Origin of the sequence: Streptomyces sp. NPDC058052 (assembly GCF_042885515.1) — a bacterium.
In the GTDB taxonomy this organism is placed as follows: domain Bacteria; phylum Actinomycetota; class Actinomycetes; order Streptomycetales; family Streptomycetaceae; genus Streptomyces.
The window spans coordinates 74,213-92,682 of sequence record NZ_JBHVRX010000031.1; the positions used below are offsets into that span (position 1 = coordinate 74,213).

The window sequence follows — 18,470 nt, forward strand, 5'->3', positions numbered from 1 at the left end:
TCAAACACGCCGGGCGGGCGGGGGTGCCTCCCCCCCCGCAACCCCTAACCCCAGTCGGCCGCCCCCCCCCCCCCTCCGCCCCCCACGGCGCATCCCGCGATCACTGCGGTGCCCGGCCTCGTCCTGGGGCGCGGCCGGGCACTGTTCGACCACAGGAGGGCGTATGTACGACGTTGTCGACGCGGCGGCAGTCCGGGCAGCCGCGTGGGAGGACCCCGGCTGCCGGATGGTCTGGCCCGATCTCACCAGCCCCGACGCGGGCCCAGAGGGGTGGCGGGCCTGGCTGTGCGAGGTCTGGGCGACCGGAGGCTTCGCCTCGGCGGTCACGACGGCCAGCCCTGATCTGGGCGCCCGGGTGGGCAGGATCCTCGACGGCCATCTTCTTCCAGCCGCCGATATACGCCGCGTCGTGCTGGCCGTGCTGCGCTACCTGCTGCGCGCGAGCGGGCGCGCCACTCCCTTCGGACGGTTCGCCGGCGTGGCCGCCGCCTGTTTGGGTTCGGCGCCGGAACTGACCGTGGGCGGGGGTCACCATGCCGTCGCCAGGCCGGACGCTGAGACCGTGAACGCCCTGGTTTCGCGGCTCGAGCAGGACCCGGAGATACGCCCCCACCTGCGGGTGGTCACGTCCGTTCTCGCGGTGGAGCGGGACGGGTACGTGGTGATCGAGCACCGGCCGGCCACCACCTCTGGTGGAGGTGCGGACCTCGTCAAGATCCGCTTGACCAGTCCGGTCCAGGCGGCAATGGACCACGCCCGTTGCCCCATTCGGTGGGACGAACTCACGGAACGACTGTCCGCCGGCTTCCCGCGCGCGGCGGCCGACGCGGTGGACGGGCTGCTTGCGGGCCTCGTCGAGCAGCGCGTACTCCTCACCGAGTTGCGGCCGCCGATGACGGCTCCCGAACCCGCTGCTGAGATCTCAACCCGCGTCCGGGCTTACGCGCCGCAGAAGGCCGAATCCGTGGGCAGCGTCCCGCGCAGGGCCGTGGATCTGCGGGTGGACTGGGACCTGACGATTCCCGAGGCGGTGACCCGAGAGGCGAAGGCCGTGGCGCTGGTCCTTGCCCGGCTGGCTCCCCGCGCCGCGCTCTCCGGCTGGGCGGAGTGGCACCGCCGGTTCCTCGAGTGGTACGGGCCCCGAGCCGTGGTGTCCGTCCTGGACGCCATCGACGCGCTCGGATATCCATCCGGCTACCGCGGAGCGTCCGACCTCGCACCCGCCGCCTTGACGGACCGCGACGAGCACCTGCTCGAACTCGCCTATCGCGCGGCGTTACAGCGCCGACGCGAAGTCGTACTCGATGACGAGATGGTCGACAAGCTGGCCGCCACCCGCGCCGAAGGACCGGTGCAGCCCACCACCGAGCTGACCGTACGGATCCACGCTGCGAGCCTGCCCGCCCTGAAGCAGGGCGCGTTCACGATGCACGTCACCGGCGTGGCACGGGCGGCCGGCACGACCACCGGCCGGTTCCTCCACGTGCTGCCGAAGTCGGACCGCCACCGCATGAGCGAGGTGTACGCCTCCCTGCCCGGTCTCCACCGTGGCTCGGTCCTCGCACAGATCAGTTCCCCGCCGCTGTCCGCCCAAGGCCAAAACGTCGCACGGGCCCCTCGAGCGACACGTCTGGTCATCCCTGTTGGTGACTACGCGGCCCCGGAGACCGAGATCCTGCCCGTGACGGACCTGGCGGTGACCGCCGACGCCACACAGCTGCACCTGGTCTCCCTCACCCGCGGCCGGCCGGTGCACACGCTGCTCCTCAACGCCGTCGATCTGACCCGGCACACTCACCCACTGGCCCGCTTCCTGGCCGAAGCGCCCGTCGCGCTCGCCACCCCGTGCACCGGCTTCCAGTGGGGAACCGCCGCATCTGCGCTGCCGTTCCTGCCCGCCCTGCGCTACGGCCGCACTGTCCTCTCCCCGGCACGCTGGCGGCTCGCCGACACGGACCTGGCCGCACCCACTGCGCCATGGCCGCTGTGGGACGCGTCTCTGCAGCGCTGGCGGCACGAGACCGGCCTGCCCACCCGGGTCTACCTGAGCGAGGCTGATCAGACGCTCCCTCTGGACCTGGCCGAGCCCGCGCACCGAGCCGTTCTCCGCGCGCACCTGGACCGCCACCGAAGGGTGACGCTTCGCCCCTCCTCGCACGCCATGGACCTGGGATGGACCGGCGGACGTGCACACGAGGTTGTCATCCCCCTCGTCGCAGACCAGCGCATCGCCCCCGTCCCGACCACGGGCGGCCACGTCGCGAGCCGGGACCTCGGACAGCTTCCCGGCTGCGGTGACCGTCTGTACCTGCGGCTGCACGGCCACCGCGACCGGCAGGATTCCATCTTGATCCGGCACCTGCCCGATCTCCTGCGAGAGCTCGACGGACCGCCCTGGTGGTTCATCCGCTACCACGACCCCGCCGACCACCTCCGTCTCCGCCTGACCTGTACGGCCGGCACCCTCGGCGAGGCCGTGGAGACGGCCGGAGAGTGGGCGCGACGGCTGCGGCACCGCGGTCTGATCACGCACCTCACCGCCGACACCCATCTGCCGGAGACGGCCCGCTTCGGCGGGCCGGGCGCCATCGCCGCGGCGGAGGCGTACTTCGCCACCGACTCCGCCGCGGTGGTCGCCCAGCTTGCCGTGCAGTCCCCGGCCGGGCCGGACGCCCGTGCGCTGGCCGCGGCGAGCATGGCCGATATCGCCACCGGCTTGCTCGGGGATACCCGTACGGCGATGGACTGGCTCATCGAGCACACCCGAACTCATGCGCCCGCCCCGCCCCGCGCCGTCTACCGGCAGGCCGTCGACCTGGCCCACGGAACACCGGAGGCGCTTGGTGAGAACATCGCTGCGGCCTGGGCAGAGCGTCGCGCGACGCTCTCCTCCTACCGGGGGGCTCTGCGGGACTCGGGGATGAGGCCGCAGGACGTACTGGCAGACCTGCTGCACCTGCACCACGTACGGATGCGCGGGCCCGGTCTGGATGCAGAGCGCGGCCATCTCCACCTGGCCAGGGCCGCTGCCCTGAGCTGGACTGCCCAATCACGGAACAACGCATGAGCATGACTCTTGGCGTCCCCGCTGCACTTCCCGCCGCCGACGCGCTGGCCCGCGCTGTGGCAGACCCCTCTACCGCGTGGTCCGCAGGCCGGCCTGACGGCTGGCGAGGATGGCCCCAGTCCCTCGCCGGAGGCGCCGCCGGCATCGCCCTGCTCCACGTCGAACGGGCCCGCACCGGACACGGGGACTGGGACACGGCGCACCGCTGGCTGACCGAGACCGTCCGTGGCCAGATCAGCGGCGCCGTCAACGCGAACCTCTACTTCGGGGCCCCAGCCCTGGCGTTCGTCTTCCACCGCGCGGAGAGCGCGACCGGCCGATACGGGCGGATCCTGCGACGTCTGGACGAGGCCACCATCCGTGTCACCCGGGCCCAGTTGGCCCAGGCCCACCAGCGCCTCGCCCGCGGCGAACGGCCCCCGATGGAGGAGTTCGACCTGATCCGGGGGCTGTCCGGGCTCGGCGCCTACCACCTGAGCCGGTACGGCGACGCCCAGGTCACCGAGGAGGTCATGGCGTACCTGATCCGCCTGACCGAACCGCTGCCGGACATGGCCGGCCCGCCACCCTGGTGGATGAACGTCGGCACCACCGGCGCTCTCCATCCTGACTACCCAGGCGGCCACGGCAACTTCGGACTGGCTCACGGCATTGGAGCGCCCCTGGCCGTCATGGCCCGGGCCCTGCTGTACGGCCTGAACCTCCCTGGCCTGGCCGACGCAGTCGAACGCATTTGTGCCTGGACCGACCGGTGGCGCCAGGGCAGCGGCTCCGGCCCCTGGTGGCCGGGGCTGATCGACCCCGACCAGGCCACAGCCGGACACGTCGCGCCTGAACTGCGGCCGCGACCCTCGTGGTGTTACGGCGCCGCCGGCACTGCCCGCGCTCAGCAACTCGCCGGCCTCGCCCTGTGCGACCCCGACCGCGTCCACACCGCCGAGAGCGCCATCCTCGCGGCTCTGCGCAACCCAGCCCAACTCGGCAGGCTCTCCGAGATCGGCCTGTGCCACGGCATGGCCGGTCTCCTTCACGCCTCATGGCGCATGGCCACCGAAACCGGCAGCCAAGCCATCGCCGCCGAACTGCCGAACATCGCCGACCGTCTCATCACCGCGCTCGACCGCTCCGGCCACGACCCCGAACTCCTCGACGGCACCACCGGGGCGGCGCTGGCCCTGCACACCATCGGCACGAACCACGCCCCCGCCCCGCACTGGGACACCTTCCTCGCCCTGGCCTGACCACCACTTCCGGGAGCCTCCATGCCCGAAGCATCCTGGCGTCAGTCGAACATCGCCTTCGCCGACTGGGCCGCCTCCGAAACCACAGCCCTGACGCACCTCGCCCCGCAGCTCCGCGCCACCGTGGCAGAGGGAACCGTCACCGCGTGGTTCCTCATGCGCAAGCACCCGTGCTGGCGCATCCGCTACCAGCTCGCCGACCCCGGCCGCGACCCTCTCCCCCCGGCCCTGGACATCCTCACCGCACAAGGGCACATCACCGGATGGACGAGGAGTGTCTACGAGCCCGAGACGCACGCCTTCGGCGGCCCCAAGGCCATGGAGATCGCCCACCATCTCTTCCACCACGACAGCCACAGCCTGACCATCCACTACCAGGACAACTCCAGACGAAGAAACGAGGCTTCCCTCCTGCTGTGCGCCCTGCTGATGCGCTCAGCCGGGCTCGACTGGTACGAGCAGGGCGATGTCTGGGCCCGGGTCGGCAATCACCGTCCTCTGCCGGAAGCGGCCAGTGCCGACCGCCACGAGACAGCAGTACGCCGGCTGATCTCCGTGAACGCCGAGGAGCTGATGCGCCCGGGCGCTGCCCTCGCGCACCTGGCCGACTGGGCCCAGACATACGTCCACGCCGGAACCAGCCTGAGCCGGCTGGCGGCCACTGGGCACCTCCACCGCGGTCTGCGCGACGTCCTGGCCCACCACGTGCTCTTCGCCTGGAACCGCGCCGGGCTTCCCTACGCAGTGCAGGCAGCCATTGCCGCAGCCGCGAGGGCGGTCGTCTTCGGCCCGGACCCCACTACCGGCAGGAGGACCCAGCACCGTGCCGACACTGTCTGACCTCGTCACCCGATTCCCCCTCGTCCCTCGCCCCCGGCCGGCCTGCAGCCCCCTCCCCCAGCGCGTCCGCGCCCTGGCCGGCCTTGCCCAGACGGCAAGGGACAGCAGCAATAGTTCCGCTGCCTCGGCGGTCTACAACCAGGCGGCCCTCCTCGCCTCCGACGTCGGCCTTCCCGGCCTTGCACGGGAGTGGTGCCAGCAGCACGCCGAGATCTACATGGGTGCGGCCCCGTTCCCCGCCCCGACCGCAATCCACGCCCTGGAACCCGTCATCAACCTGGCTCGCCTGCGGATCCGTGCCGGAGATCCACAAGACGGTCTCGAGCGCCTCCTGCATCTGGTGCAAGCCGTCAGCGACGGGAACCCAGCCACGTTCGACGGCGTCCGCGTCCCAGCCGACCTCACCCATTCCCCAGCCGATCGCAAAAAGGTGCGCGACTGGCTCTGGCGTGTACTTCTCGCCGACGGCTCCCGCACGCTCACGAGCGCCGGCCGGTGGGTCGAAGCCCACACTCATGTCCGCATGTGGAAGGGCGTGGGCCGGCGAATGCTCGACGGCAGACAGATCGCCATCGTCGCGGCCCTGACCAGCGACAGTACGGACGAGGCTGCGCGCCTCATCGCGGACACGGCACCCCGCGATCCCTGGGAGCATGCTGTAACCGCCTGCCTGGCTGCCCTGCGACGCCTGGCGTGCGCTGAACTGGACACTGCTCAGACGAACAAGCTGACGGACACGGTCCTGGCCATTCTCAGCGAGCACGGCCAGGTCGTCTTTCAGACTCGGCTCGGCCTGACCGCGATGAAACTTCTCCCTGCTGCCGATACCGCGACGGCCCGGCGCATCACCGATCGCATCCACAGCCGAATCCTCGATGCGGACGATGGCTTCGCCGCGCGGGAGGCGCTGGCAGATCCGATGTTCCACCACCTGGTTGGGCCGGTGCAGAGAACGGAGCTCCGTGTCCTCGTCAGCGCCAGTGGGTTACGGACCGGACTGCTTCCCTCCCCGCTTCACAGTGACCTGAACGCTGCAATGGAACTCAGCACAGGCGTGCTCCGCAACGCCTTGGGCGCAAAGGATGTGTAGCAGAGGCGGCTGACGTCTGGGCTCGGCAGGCGGCCCTCTTCCACGCCCGGCCCACCGGGTCTTCCACGCGCAAGACCCGACGACGCCTTTTCCCCTGTCCCGCCTCCGGCGGGCGAGGCTCTGCATCGAGCCCATCCTGGGCCGGCTCAACCTGCGCTGGGGCGCCGCGCGGTCCGGCCCGCGCGGCTACCAGCACGCGCTCTGACGTCCCGACACCCTGAGCTTTCGGCGCAGGGACGGCGCGGCCGGTATTACCGTCCCCACGCCACGCAGCACCGAATGCTTCCAAACCCGCTATGCCTGACGCGCCGATCTCCATCTGGGCCTGCTTGAACTGGCCTGCAGCCCGATCAGCAAGAGGGTAGACCGCTGCTGCACGGGTCCTGTTCCAGTCGCTTCAACCGTTCCAGCAGGTGGGTGGGGGTGAGCTGCGGATCGTTGCCCAGGTAGTGGATTCCGGCTCCTTCGGGCAACCGGTCGGGCACCTTGCTTAGGGGGCTGCGCCGGCTGGTCGCGGTGCACCAGCCGGAGTTCTCCTCCCACACCAGGGCAGGGACCCCGGTGCCGGTCAGCATGACGACCGCGGCGAGCGTCGCGGACTCCGGGCCCAGGCGGTGCACTCGTACGTCCTGCCGGTCGGCCCGGCCAGCATCGGCCAGGGCATCAGCGATGCCCTGGAGGTAGGGCTGGATGCGGCGGGCTCGCAGTTCCGTGGCGGCGTCGGCGAGGACGGTGCGCTGCACCATGGCCGGGTAGCCGAGGAGGGCGAAGCCGTCCTCGGGGGCCAGCACCGGGTCGGTGAGCAGCCGGTCGGCGAGTCGCTCCGACCGGATCTTCGCCAGGGCGCGGGAAGCGGTGGCGGCGGAGATGCCGAAGTGCTGCTGCACGGCCGCGGACGTCAGGGCTGGATCGGTGTCGAGGAGTGCACCGACCCGGGACAGAATCTCGTCCCGGGGGATGCGGTCCCGGCTCCCCTTCGGGCGTCCGGCGAGGGCTCGCGACTGCCTGAAGGTCTGCACGATGCCGCGGGGACAGTGTTCGACCCCTTTGATCTTGGCCAGATGGGGGGCCAGGTGCGGGTCGGTCTTGTAGGCGTCCCAGGTCTTGGGAGTGACACCGAGCAGGGCGGCGGCCTCGCTGCGGTCGAGGAGGTCGCCCTCGCTGTCCTCCTGCGGCAGTTCGGGGGCGGGGCGGCCTGCCAGGTGAGCCGCGGTCTGTGCACTGTCCCAAAGCATCACCCGCGCGTCCGGCGCGCTGATCGGGAGCGGGAAACCGTCGGAAGCGTAGGGGCGTTTGTTGCGGAAGGTCCCAAGGCTGATACCCATGGCCGCAGCCAGGTCCGCACTGTGCTGGACGTATCGTTTGCGGCCGGCACGGATCACGGGTTCCTCCTCTTGGGCATCGGGCAGGGTGTCGGCGGCGCCTCAGCACCCCCGACACCTCGACTCAAAAAATACCGCAGCAGTTTCATCACCCGATGGGTGCCTCGGGCCACTACACTCGGGATCAAGCATTCCGCACGGGGCTCCTCCCTGAGTGGTGTGTCTTCGGTTGGCCGGCGCCCTTGCCACCCGCCTCGGCGGAATGGGCGCCGGCCGCTTCTCTTCCGCCCCTTCGAGCAACTCGGCCGTCCCGGCCAGGCACGGATTGTGTACCCCCGCACACCACCACCGGCAGGACAGAGCGCGACCGGACACCAGCGCACTCTGGCATCGCCCCGCCGCTCACCCGTCTTCGGGCTGCCCGAGAATCCCGGCGAGCAGGCGGCGCTGCTGCTCCTCCTCCGCGACGACCTCCGCGAGGACCTCCCGGTCGGTGTACGCGGCGACGGCCTCCAGGACCAGACGCTTCAGCTCGCCCGGCTCCAGCGCCTCGACCTCCCACTGCACGGGACGGTCAACGCCGAACCCATGCCGCCGGGCGAACCCCGGCCACCGCGGATCGCACTTCTTCGCCTCGGCCGGCGGCAGCCCGTACTCACGCACCTGAGCGTCCGTCAGCAGCACCCGCTCCACTCGCTCCCAGCAGCCGGTGCGCTCCACCCAGTCCCGCTCGATGTCGGCCCCGGACGCATCGAAGTCCCCGAGGTAGAGCAGCACGGCGGGGCGAGGATCCGCACGGACGCGGTCGCGTACGACGTCGGCGTAGGACTGGCTCCCGAAACCCCGCACGACCAACACCGGGATGCCGTACTCGGCAAGCCACCGGGTCAGCAGCTGCCGCAGCGTGTCCTTCTCCGCAACCACATAGACGGCCCACTGCTGCCCGCGCGTGCGGTCGAGGCGGAACCACCGCACCATCTCGGCCTGGAAGGCCGCGGCGTCCGGCCAGGACGGTGGAACATGGACCTCGCGGACCGTGTCGATCAGCTCGGGGAAACGCCCGTCCCGGCGGGCCTGGGCCAGCTGCGCGGACAGCCGCCGGTAGGTGGGCGCCGAGTTCGGGAGCAGTCCCGCGGCAACGAGCCGATACATGACCTGTCGCACGGTCACCCCGCCGTCATAGCCTGCGACGATGTCCCGCGCCCGCTCGATGATGACGGGCCACTTGATCCTCAAACTCATCCCGCACATCTATCAGCGGCCATCCCCCGGAGCCAACCCTGTTCCGCTTACCGGCCCGCCCCGCCTGATGACAGGCGGGGCGTTCATAGAGCCGGCAGCCCGCCAGCTGGCGGTGCAGGCGGCATCGCCATCGATCGCAACCTTCCGCAGCGCTGCCAGTTCGCGAATGCTCCACACACGGAGCGGTGCCGATGGCCCACGCGTACGGTCCACGCCCCTGACGGGGCGAGCGGGCCGTACGCGTGCTCGGCGCGCAGCTATTCGCCTGTGACGATCTGGCCGGGACTCAGGTCGTCGTGGACGAAGAAGGTGATGCCATGGGCGGCGGCCTGGAGGAGGTCGTGGCGCAGGACCCTGTAGGCGCGGTTCGCCCTGCCCTTGCCCGTGCAGGCGACCACTCCGTGCTTGCGCAGCAGGCTCATGCTCTTCTCCACGGAGGCGAGGCTGAGGCCGAGGGCGTCGGCAAGGTCCTTCTGGGTGGGCCCCTGGAGGACATCGTCGGTACGGCTGACGAGGTGGACGCTGTCCAAGACGTCGCGGCGGCGGACGAGGTACTGGAGGAGCTGGGCGACCCGGGCGAGAGTGCTGCGCTGGTCCACCCCGTAGACCGTGTCGTGAACGCCCAGACGGTTGGTCAGGACGTGGTGAAGCATGCGCTGTACGGTGAGGTCGCGCATCGCCAAGCTGCGGAGGACCTCTCGGTCTATGCGGAGTGTCCAGGTGTCGCTGAGGACTTCGTACCGCGGCCGGGCAGCGGCCGGCGTCTCCCGGAAGACGTCAAGGTCCCCGAGCCACCATTCGCTCGCCCACAGGCGACGACGCTCGTCGGCCACAACACCGGCGATGATGACGTCCACGTATCCCGCTCCGCGCCTGGTGGCCAGCGGGCCGGGCTGGTGCGCGAGGACGTGAGAGGTGGAGGCAAGCATGGTGGCGGAGGAGACGTTCACCCCGAGTGCCTGGAAGTAGGAGACGAGCCGTACTTCCATGCGGCTGCGGCGCGGGCGGACGGTGACTGCCCGATGCGAGGCGTCGGTGGCCTGCTGGAAGCGGGCGTGCTGGGCCTCGTACTCCTTCAGCTTGACAAGCGACTTCCCAGACTCGGTTGGCTGCATGACCGGTTCGTCGGGCGGTCCGTGAAGAACCATCACGTCATGCCTCCTGTCCGTGGTGCTCGGCAGGGACGTGGACAGCGGCGGCCGCTGGCGGGGGCGGGGGCTGAGGCGGTTCGGCAAGGATCCGGACGATCGGCACCAGGGCTGTAACGAGTGCTCCCAGAGCGAGCAGCACGGCCGCGATGCGGACGGGGGTGAGCTTGAGATGAAAGATCGCGTACGCGGCTGCGCCGAACACGATGAGGAAGAGCACCGCTACGGTGCCGAGGACGGACATGGGCAGTAGACCCCTTGGTGAAGGGGCGGTCGACTGCTCGGCTGTCTGTTCCCTGGCGAGGGGGACAGCCGAGCCCGACACAAGGCCGGAGACCGCCAGTTGAACTCTTTGGGCTTCAACTCCGGTCGCAGAAGCTTCTCCTACGACCAGTTGTCCGAAGACTCTACATACACGGCGGACCGGCTCCCAATGACTCCCTTATGCGTACGGGATTGGCATAGGAGGAATTCAAGATCGACACCGCCGCCTCCCGCCCTCTACAGGGAGTAACCGAGTGATTGCGATCTAGTCCGATCGGGCGACTTAACCCCTAGATCTACGGGTTAGGCGGCGGGCACCTCGGGGAAGCCGGAGATTTACGGCATAAACCAGTGACCAACACGGTTACATACTGCGTGCTGGACATGGGCCTTGAACTCGCCTGCGCTTCAGCACCACCGGGCGACCCCGGAGGGTGGCTCCCTCCGAGCAGCCCGGTGTCAAGCGACATCGAGGGCCTCGCCATTCAGGTGGGGCCCTCGATGTTTCGGCAGGTCATCGGCATGACTTCGGACATCCGTGCATGCATCAAGCATTCGCCGGGAAGCCGGCCAGCCCCGGCATCCGATCCGCTGGACCTGCGGGAGGGCGCGAACACAGTGCGGACAGCACGGGATTCACCCGGCAGAGCCTCACCAGCATCTATGGCCACTACTTCACAATCTGTCCGTGCGACCCTCTGTGCTTCCGGCCGCCCCCTGAACGCCACCAGACATAAACGGAACCCTCGCTCCCAGGATTTCGGTCATGCCCGGTCGGCCGGAATCCGGCCACCGAGGCGCCGCGCATCTCACCTCGGCTGCGACCGCGCGCACTCGGACAGGCCGCGGCTGGCCCGTCCCGCCCTCGCCGCGCATTCCGCCGGATTCCCGGCAAGCAGAGCGAGGGCGTCGCCCTACTCACTGTTGGAGCCGACGCCGACGACAAGAGCGATAAGGACGAGGACGGCACTGGCGAGCTTAATGACGTCCTCGGCGGGCCAGCCCTGGTTCAGTGCGAGGACGAGAACTGCGGTGAACGCGGCCGCCCAGGTGCGGCGGGAGGGACGTGACGGGTTCGGGCCTGGCATGCGGGTCTCCCGAGTTCGGTGAATGGGGTGGAGACCACGCTGACGGAGGGTGAGAATGTCCGCCTGGGACTCCCGGTGAACGCCCAGGTAGCGGCGTTGAACCGGGTACAACGAGGGGTTGTCCCAGCAGGCAGATGCACCCCAGGGGGACGGACATGCCGCAACCGGGGCGCCCGTTGAACGAACTCAGGGGCCGGGCCGAGGAAGCGAACGACCTCGCGCGCTGGCTCCGCAGGATCACCGCCGGCATCACGGTGCGCAAGCTCGCGCAGGACTTCAACTACTCGCCCACCACATGGGGCGAGTACCGCAACGGCAGCAAGCTCCCGCCTCTGGAGCTGCTGGAAAAGGTGGTCACGGACCTCGTCCCCGACGAGATGTGCGTCCGGCAACGGACCGAGGGACGCCGTCTCCTCAAGGCCGCTCAGGCGGCGCAGCAGGGGCTGGACATGCGGACGGCGCCGTCCCTGTCGCCGGGTGCAAAGGCGGGGCCGGTGCTGCCGCCGCCCGTGCGGGAGCAGGTCGTAACGACGGAGGCCGGGCAGGAGACAGAGGCGGCCCGGACGGCTGAGATCGTGCGTATGCGGGACGCAAAAGGTGTCCCAAGCGCAACTCCGCCGGGTTCATCCGCAGTGTGGACCGGGTGGTTGGCCCCAAGGGCCTGTCCCGGCTGCTGCGATCGCTGGATGTCGATGCCAAGATCTCGGTGGAGGATCTGGCCCGGAGCGTACTCGGTTCCTCGGAGAACGAGGCGATCACGACGGTCTCGGGCTGGATGAACGGCAAGGTGCTGCCCACTGAACAGCACTTCATGCCGCTGGTCCGGGCTTTGCTCGCCTGGCCGGACGAAGAAGCGGCCCTCCTGCGGGCCCACAAGCGGATCCGGACTGTTCAGGAAACCGGCAGCGCCGCACTGCCGGAATCGGGGCTGCGTGTATGGACCGCGACTCGGCTGAGTGTCTGTCTTGTCATGGCGACTCTGCGGGCGGTCTTCACCGTATGTCTGAAGGCGGACCCCGGCCCCATTACCAACCCGCTGGTCTGGTACGCCCTGGGTGCCGGGGTTCTGTCCTCCATGAGCTGGGTGGAAATGATCTCCTCCTCGCGGCACACCGAGCGGTTGGCCATTGACGCCCTCGGCGGGATCGGTATACCGCTCGCGGTCATCACCGGGCTGCTCCTGCCGCGCTTCCCCGTCATTGAACTCTGGGGTCGGTGGCCGGCCGAACTCGTCGGACTGCTATAGACAGTGGACCACCGCCCAGCGCTCCGCCTGGTACATGAAGGAGGGCTGGAGTGCTCCGGTCTGCACCACGTCCCAGCTCGCCTGTACGGCTCGCTGTGGGGTTTCAGTCTGGTTGGTTGCGCAGACCTCCGCGGGCCCGCGGCTGTTGACGAGGCCGGGTATGTCGGTGCGTACCGAGGCGAGCCAGCCAGGTGCATCGGGGGCTGGGGCGTCTTCCGGCTTGTCCTTGGCGTTGGCCCACCGTTCGCGGAGGTCGTCCGCATCGGCGCCGAGGGCGGCGCAGAGTGCTTCTGCGACCGGCCAGGTGAGCAGGAGCTCGTCAACGTGTCCGTCACCCTCGGCGTATGTCTGTCGCTCGTCCGCGTGGACGAACCCCGGAACGGCCTGGACAGCCGTCGGCGGCCGGCTACGGTAGGTCGTGTAGGGGGAACGGTGAGCCGACTGGTCGTTGGACTTCGTTCCCCCTCTGTGCCCCGCGCCCCTCGAGTGCGGGGCACAGTGCGTTCCGGCGCGCTACGGCGCCGGCGTGTAGTGGACGACGGTCGTCTCGCACGTCTCCGCGTACACCTTCAGGGCGTCGGCTTCGGCCTGGTCGACGGTCAGGCCCCAGCGCAGCTTCGTAGCCGTCCACTCGCCGATGTACCGGCAGTGGGCCTCGGGCAGCGGCGGCATCCACTCCGCCGGGTCGCGATCGGCTTTGGCCCGGTTCGAACGCGCCGTCACCGCGACGAGCGAGGCTGCGGCGTTCTGGTCGTTCGCGTACGCCTCGCGACGCTGGGCCGTCCACGCGCTGGCCCCGGAGTCCCAGCTTTCTGCCAGCGGCACCATGTGGTCGATGTCGAGACTCCCCGGGTCGGTCACCTCCTGGCCGTCGTAGTACGACAGCCACGCTCCACCGGACAGCTTGCAGCCGGCTGCCACCTCCGGCGCCACGGTCGCTTCGTCAAGGAGGACCTCGGCGCGGGTGTTGCAGCCATCGCCGAGGTCGAGGCCGGCGTTCCAGTGCTTGAACTTGTCGCGGGTGTAGCCCGCGCGTGCTTCGTCGGCGACCGGGATCTGCTCGACTGCGTCGGCTACAGCGAGGACCACCGCAGCCGACATTTCAGGTGCCGCGGCGGCGGTGGCCGACGCAGGAAGGGCGAGGGGGAACAGGAGCAGGGAGGACGCGGCAGTGCCGCGCAGCAGGTTCTTGATCACGAGCTCAGAGATAGCGGCCTGGAGGGTCCGGTTGCCTGCAGAAAGTGGCTGTATCAGCCGGACGGGGGAAGGAGGTTCACCGCAGAAACGCTCCGCTGCCGCCTTTTGCCTTGCCGTGCCCTCTGCGTCCGGGCCATGCCACTCGGACCTGCCGGGGCGGCCTGAGTGTCCATCCGCTGTGCCTGCCGGGAGAGGTCTCGCGCGCCAAGGAGAGGGCTGGGGCAGGTCGTCGAGCCGTGGGGCGAATCTGCCGACGCTGACGGGACACAGGAAGGGGCCCGGCGCTCACGGCGCCGGGCCCGATCTCTCCCCCACCGGACGGGTCCCGTGGGGGTGCAGCAGGCCCTCGCGGCAACGCGGCCTGTGCTGTACGTCCTGCTGTCGTGGTTGGAGCCACAGATGACGAGGACTGTCTCCTGGCCGTGTACCCAGGGACAGTTGCAAGAATCAACGCTGTGCTTGGGGTGTTCAACCGCGATTGAGACGCGGATGCGGAATCGGGTGCAGGACAGGTGCTTTGACCTGTGCACATGTCCGTTCGGGCTAACACCATCAGGGGCGTCCAGCATGGGACGCGGTTGCGGAAAACCACCCAGAACATTGGGTGCGGAGGTCTGTGAGGCTCTCGGGGTGCGCGAACATCATGGTGTGCCGCACAAACGGGCGACGGCAACCGCCCCTGCGCGCATGCCTGTTGGAGCCACAGAAACAACGAAGGACTGATTATGCTCCGTCTCCCCTGGCGCCTGAGCGCCCCCTGCACCGACTCCGGCACCCCCTCGATGGGTACGACGAAGGACTTCCTTGTCGTCGTCATCGTCATCGTCATCGCAGCGCTGCTCCTCCTCGCCGGCCTGCCGGGCCTGTCCGTCTTCATCGTGCTCGCGGAGGCCGTGAGCTTCGGCTACCGGCTCGCCCGCCGGCTCCGTACGGTCAAGCTGGTGCCGGCGAGCTGACGGTGGGCCGTCGAGAGAACTGCATCGCGCCCTGCGGCAAGGCTCTCGGTGCTCTGGTCGCGTGGCTCCGCGCAATGCGGCGCCGCGCGGGCGTGAGTTACGAAGAGCTTGCCAGGCGCACCGCCGCAAGGCCGCTGCCGGACGGAACCGTGGCGCGGTGCAGCGCGGACACTCTGGCCCGGGCGGCCGCCGGGCAGCGTGTGCCCAGGCTTCGGACCGTTCTGGCGTACGCCGTCGCCTGCGGTGCGGCTGCCGATCCGAGGGAGGGCGAGCGGCTGTGGAAGCGGGCCCGTTACGAGGAGACGCTTCCGCTGCGTGAGCGGGAGGGGCACGCGCAGCACATCACGTACATCCGGGACTTCGCCGATCTGCGGATCGCGCTGATCGACCTGTACCGGAAGGACGGCTCCCGCCCGTACGAAGAGCTCGAACGGGACAGTGACGGAGTCCTGGCCCATGCGACGGTCAGCCGCGTGATCAACGGCTCGACGGGGCGGCCGACACGGGAGTTCGTCATGGCCTTCGCCAGGACCTGCGGCGTGCGCGGGAAGGCCCTGGAGGACTGGGGACAGGCGTGGGACCGGGCGGAGGCACGCCGGATAGGGCCGCGGCCCAAGGCCCGCAAGCCCGCCGTCCCGGCCAAGACAAGGCTCGTGGCCAGGACGAGGCTCATGGGCAGTTACGCCGTCCACACGACCGTGAGGCCAGCTTCGGATGCCGACGTGTTCACGTACCTCGACCGTGTCCGGCTCCCGGACGGAGAGGAGACGTGGGTCGCGAACAGCTGGAGCACGAAGAGTGCCGGCCTCTACGCAGTGAAACTGGAGAGGGCGGAACGGGAAGCAATGCTCAGCCCGCGGCAGCTCGATGCTGCCCGGAGCCTGGACCGGACAAGATGCCGGGCCGAGTGAACAGGCCGATGGCCCCGCACCATCCGGTGCGGGGCCATCGGGCCGTCGAGGCGGAGGGACTCAGTCGGTCATCCGGGGGCCGGCCGTCGTCGAGGCCGTCGCCGGAGGGACGGCGGAGGCGACCTTCTTCAGCGCTGCAACGTCCGGGAAGACGAACGCGCGGTACTCCGTCCTGATCAGCTGGCGGGCACGCAGGCCACGGAGCGTGTTCTCCACCGTCGCCCGCGACACCATCAGGGCCTGCGCGAGATCGTTCTGGGAAGGGCCGTCCACCTTGTGTCCGTCCCGCGTCGGATAGCCGGTCTTGTCGATGAGCTCGACGAACAGCTCGCACAGACGCTGCTCAGGGTTGCGCGCGAACATCATGTACACCCGGTCGTTGCTGCGCAGCCGTTCGGCCATGGACGTGCTCACAGCGCGCATCAGCGTGTTGTGCTTCCGGACCAGGCTCCGCATCACAGACAGCGGCACCGCCATGGTGACGGTCGTGGTCACCGCCAGAGCCAGCGGGGGCTTGGAGTCGGTGAAGACCTCGGCATCCCCCAGGCAGTGCCCCTGGTACCGGAACCGCAGTGTCGTGGCCTCGTGGTGGACGAGCTCCTCCGCGGCGATCCCGCTGTTGAGCAGGATGTGCACGGCGTTGCCGTTGCGGACGGTCATGCCGCGGATCTGCTCCCCGCGGTTGTATTGGCGGACCCGGGAGGAGAGGTAGATCTCCTGGCACAGCTCCGTGCTCAGCGACCGGAAGAACGGGTAGTCAGCAAACGCCAACTCGTGGCGTTTGGGGCGTGGCAGTGTCACTGGGCAGCGACCTCGCCGCCGGCCCAGGCCACAGGCGCCGGCGCACCCTCGCGCGTGTGCGGCAGAGGAAGGGGCTGGAAGGCCGCAGGACAGGGCGGAAGCACGCGCATGAGGCAGGCGGGCCTGCTGCCGGACGAAGGCGGCCTGTGGAGCGCTGAGAAGGCCCTCCAGACGGCGGGCCCCACGGGCGGCAGGACGCCAAGGGCCGATACAGCGCTCGGGTCGGTTTTCACGAGCACCCTTTCACCGAGTTAAGTTCTGTTCGAATAATGAGTGGCGGGTACAGCGTTCGAATTTCACGTGCGCTTTACGCCTGACGAGGGCACGCCCGTGTACTCCGAATGGAGAATACTTCAAGGTCCGGACCGTGACACACAGTCTCCCTGCGCTTACGGATTCGATCACCCCCTATAAGCCCTGCGGCAGTTGAATGCCAGCGGGGTCGTCGGGTTGTCCGAATGTCCGTACCCCGAACCTGGCGAGACGACCCGGTCCGCAGCACCGCCAAGGCCGGCACGCCGGGCCCCGGCCGGGCCCGGACAGAGCCTGCACATTTCAGCCGCTGCAGTGTCGGGAATGCACCTCGAACATGGGTGCACTCCCTATTCCTAGGGAAGCCGGGCGCCAGAAACGCGGAAAGTCCGCAAAATCAGGGAATCCTGGATGGTGCGGCATCGTTACATTCATGGAGCTGAGTTGAGCCTTGGCGGGTACAGCGCAGCTTGTCGGGCGACGGCACCGGGGTGACTCCCCGGGCCCGCCCGGCGTATTGCCCGGGCGTCAGGTTCTGGCCATACCGCGGGCGAGCCCTGAAAAGATCTTCAGCGGCACACACGAGGCGGGGAGCCCTCCGCGGTCGCAGGGACCCCCTCGGCTCCTGCATGGCGCCGGCACAGGTGAACCCGCAGGTCACGCCCGGCATCTGTCCTGTGGTCAGCGCCCGTGCCGCACCGGCTCGCCGATGCGGCATCCCCGCCGCCCGTCACCGTCCGGCACAACGGCCACCGCCCTGATTCGCGCCGTGCTCCGCACCGGCCGGCGGCGGCGTGTCTCGAGCGGGCCGACCGGGCCGGGGCCCTCCCCTCACCGAGCAGGCAGGCACCGCCCGAAAACCCCTCACCGCCCACGCCTCCGCGCTGCTGCCGCCCCTGCCCGGCCACACCCCCCGCACCGCCCCCCCGCCCCCCACGACGACCACGCCCGGTCAAACCGGATAGCTGCCCGCTTGCGAGGGGCCTACGGTGGTTCGGGCGCCGAACCTTCGGATCCAAGACGTGAGGGCGCGGCGGGGGCTTCGTTTCGATGGCCGGTGGTGTCATGTGGTCGGTGAGGGGCCGGCCGGTTTGGAGGTGGTCGGCCGGGTGGGTCGCGGCGGGGTCTTGGGAGCGGGCAGCGGGGGCCGGGTTCATCGGCGGTGGGCCGGGGGCGGTTGCACGGGGTGTGCGGGGGTCCGCGGAGGGCGCTGAAGTCCGGCTGCCTCGCAGTGGCTGGCCTTGGAGGCGGTCTGTTTCCGCGTGGTTCCCGCGCCGCTCTCGTTCTTCCAGCTCCTTTGGACGCCATCTCCTTTGGTGGTGAGCACGTAGCCCGGCGATACGGAACGTGACACCCGGACCTGTGTCTCGTGTGAGGGGGGGGTGAGTACGCGTGTCCTGGACTCGTGGAGGCAGTGATGGAAGGTGGCCGGGTTCAGGGGGAGGTGGAATGCGTCTGCGGTCATGATGGCTGCCTTCGTGAGAGGGGCCACCAGCCCGCAGGGGCCAGGTTCGGTCAGGATCGCTGCTGCTTCGACGAGGCGGAGGCATAGGAGGGGCTCGCCGTGCCGGGATCGTCTGGGTGCTGATCTCATGGCATCGTTCCTCCGCCCGCCGTTTCCTTGCCTCCGGTGGCCTCCTTCACCGTTTGCGGAGGTCCTTTCCGCCGCCGGGGCCGGGCGGGCTGTGACCGCGGCGGGTGTCGGGGTCCTCGGCGTCCGCGTGGCCCGCGAGCAGGCTCGCGCGGTGTGGGAGGAGCGGCGCGGCAGACATGAACCGGACCGGCTGGTGACCGTACGTCGCGTC

General features: G+C 69.6%; 14 protein-coding genes. 7 read left to right on the plus strand and 7 right to left on the minus strand.

Going from position 1 to position 18,470, the window contains the following annotated elements:
• Positions 1–163: 163 nt before the first annotated feature.
• The 4 genes from ACFVU3_RS31930 to ACFVU3_RS31945 are packed head-to-tail and all read left to right on the plus strand — an operon-like array spanning position 164 to position 6,238.
• On the plus strand, positions 164–3,067 hold the full coding sequence (locus tag ACFVU3_RS31930) for a lantibiotic dehydratase (protein WP_390071727.1): 2,904 nt from the start codon (positions 164–166) through the stop codon (positions 3,065–3,067).
• Positions 3,064–4,308 carry a lanthionine synthetase C family protein gene (locus ACFVU3_RS31935; RefSeq protein WP_390071728.1) on the plus strand — a complete coding sequence of 415 codons (1,245 nt, stop codon included), beginning with the start codon at positions 3,064–3,066 and terminating at the stop codon, positions 4,306–4,308. Before ACFVU3_RS31930 ends, ACFVU3_RS31935 begins: the two co-directional genes overlap by 4 nt.
• Before the next feature lie 21 nt (positions 4,309–4,329).
• A complete protein-coding gene (locus tag ACFVU3_RS31940; protein WP_390071730.1) occupies positions 4,330–5,148 on the plus strand; it encodes a thiopeptide-type bacteriocin biosynthesis protein in 819 nt (272 codons plus the stop codon).
• Positions 5,132–6,238 (plus strand): hypothetical protein, encoded by a 1,107-nt coding sequence (locus ACFVU3_RS31945; protein WP_390071732.1) that lies wholly within the window; start codon positions 5,132–5,134, stop codon positions 6,236–6,238. The genes ACFVU3_RS31940 and ACFVU3_RS31945 overlap by 17 nt, the downstream gene beginning before the upstream one ends.
• Before the next feature lie 350 nt (positions 6,239–6,588).
• Here ACFVU3_RS31945 and ACFVU3_RS31950 read toward each other — a convergent pair whose 3' ends face one another.
• The 5 genes from ACFVU3_RS31950 to ACFVU3_RS31970 all read right to left on the minus strand — a co-directional run bounded on the left by ACFVU3_RS31950 (position 6,589) and on the right by ACFVU3_RS31970 (position 11,302).
• The gene (locus ACFVU3_RS31950; RefSeq protein ID WP_390071733.1) at positions 6,589–7,473 is read right to left on the minus strand and encodes a hypothetical protein; all 885 of its coding nucleotides are present in this window, start codon (positions 7,471–7,473) and stop codon (positions 6,589–6,591) included.
• A 489-nt stretch (positions 7,474–7,962) separates the two neighbouring features.
• Entirely contained in the window at positions 7,963–8,802 is an 840-nt protein-coding gene (locus ACFVU3_RS31955) for a hypothetical protein (RefSeq protein ID WP_390071735.1), read from the minus strand.
• A 257-nt stretch (positions 8,803–9,059) separates the two neighbouring features.
• Positions 9,060–9,917 (minus strand): Crp/Fnr family transcriptional regulator, encoded by an 858-nt coding sequence (locus ACFVU3_RS31960; RefSeq protein WP_390071736.1) that lies wholly within the window; start codon positions 9,915–9,917, stop codon positions 9,060–9,062.
• A gap of 37 nt (positions 9,918–9,954) precedes the next feature.
• Positions 9,955–10,194, minus strand: coding sequence for a hypothetical protein (locus ACFVU3_RS31965; protein WP_390071738.1), 240 nt, complete (start codon positions 10,192–10,194; stop codon positions 9,955–9,957).
• Positions 10,195–11,128: 934 nt separating this feature from the next.
• Positions 11,129–11,302: a hypothetical protein gene (locus ACFVU3_RS31970; RefSeq protein WP_390071740.1), complete on the minus strand. Its 174-nt coding sequence runs from the start codon at positions 11,300–11,302 to the stop codon at positions 11,129–11,131.
• A 634-nt stretch (positions 11,303–11,936) separates the two neighbouring features.
• Here ACFVU3_RS31970 and ACFVU3_RS31975 point away from each other — a divergent pair.
• Positions 11,937–12,548, plus strand: coding sequence for a hypothetical protein (locus ACFVU3_RS31975; RefSeq protein WP_390071741.1), 612 nt, complete (start codon positions 11,937–11,939; stop codon positions 12,546–12,548).
• Between the two features lie 513 nt (positions 12,549–13,061).
• Here ACFVU3_RS31975 and ACFVU3_RS31980 read toward each other — a convergent pair.
• Positions 13,062–13,745 (minus strand): HNH endonuclease family protein, encoded by a 684-nt coding sequence (locus tag ACFVU3_RS31980; protein WP_390071743.1) that lies wholly within the window; start codon positions 13,743–13,745, stop codon positions 13,062–13,064.
• 725 nt (positions 13,746–14,470) lie between these two features.
• Here ACFVU3_RS31980 and ACFVU3_RS31985 point away from each other — a divergent pair.
• Together ACFVU3_RS31985 and ACFVU3_RS31990 are read left to right on the plus strand one after the other, a co-directional pair.
• Positions 14,471–14,701 (plus strand): hypothetical protein, encoded by a 231-nt coding sequence (locus ACFVU3_RS31985; protein ID WP_390071744.1) that lies wholly within the window; start codon positions 14,471–14,473, stop codon positions 14,699–14,701.
• A gap of 2 nt (positions 14,702–14,703) precedes the next feature.
• Positions 14,704–15,612: a helix-turn-helix domain-containing protein gene (locus ACFVU3_RS31990; protein ID WP_390071746.1), complete on the plus strand. Its 909-nt coding sequence runs from the start codon at positions 14,704–14,706 to the stop codon at positions 15,610–15,612.
• A 60-nt stretch (positions 15,613–15,672) separates the two neighbouring features.
• On the opposite strand, the gene ACFVU3_RS31995 is transcribed toward ACFVU3_RS31990, so the two are convergent.
• Positions 15,673–16,383: a Crp/Fnr family transcriptional regulator gene (locus tag ACFVU3_RS31995; protein WP_390071747.1), complete on the minus strand. Its 711-nt coding sequence runs from the start codon at positions 16,381–16,383 to the stop codon at positions 15,673–15,675.
• Positions 16,384–18,470 lie beyond the last annotated feature (2,087 nt).

Excerpts from the sequence above, each read along its gene's own strand:
- ACFVU3_RS31940 (WP_390071730.1), top strand. The coding sequence starts at position 4,330 with ATGCCCGAAGCATCCTGGCGTCAGTCGAACATCGCCTTCGCCGACTGG.
- ACFVU3_RS31960 (WP_390071736.1), bottom strand. The coding sequence starts at position 9,917 with ATGCAGCCAACCGAGTCTGGGAAGTCGCTTGTCAAGCTGAAGGAGTAC.
- ACFVU3_RS31935 (WP_390071728.1), top strand. The coding sequence starts at position 3,064 with ATGAGCATGACTCTTGGCGTCCCCGCTGCACTTCCCGCCGCCGACGCG.
- ACFVU3_RS31950 (WP_390071733.1), bottom strand. The coding sequence starts at position 7,473 with ATGCTTTGGGACAGTGCACAGACCGCGGCTCACCTGGCAGGCCGCCCC.
- ACFVU3_RS31985 (WP_390071744.1), top strand. The coding sequence starts at position 14,471 with ATGCTCCGTCTCCCCTGGCGCCTGAGCGCCCCCTGCACCGACTCCGGC.
- ACFVU3_RS31965 (WP_390071738.1), bottom strand. The coding sequence starts at position 10,194 with ATGTCCGTCCTCGGCACCGTAGCGGTGCTCTTCCTCATCGTGTTCGGC.
- ACFVU3_RS31970 (WP_390071740.1), bottom strand. The coding sequence starts at position 11,302 with ATGCCAGGCCCGAACCCGTCACGTCCCTCCCGCCGCACCTGGGCGGCC.
- ACFVU3_RS31955 (WP_390071735.1), bottom strand. The coding sequence starts at position 8,802 with ATGAGTTTGAGGATCAAGTGGCCCGTCATCATCGAGCGGGCGCGGGAC.
- ACFVU3_RS31930 (WP_390071727.1), top strand. The coding sequence starts at position 164 with ATGTACGACGTTGTCGACGCGGCGGCAGTCCGGGCAGCCGCGTGGGAG.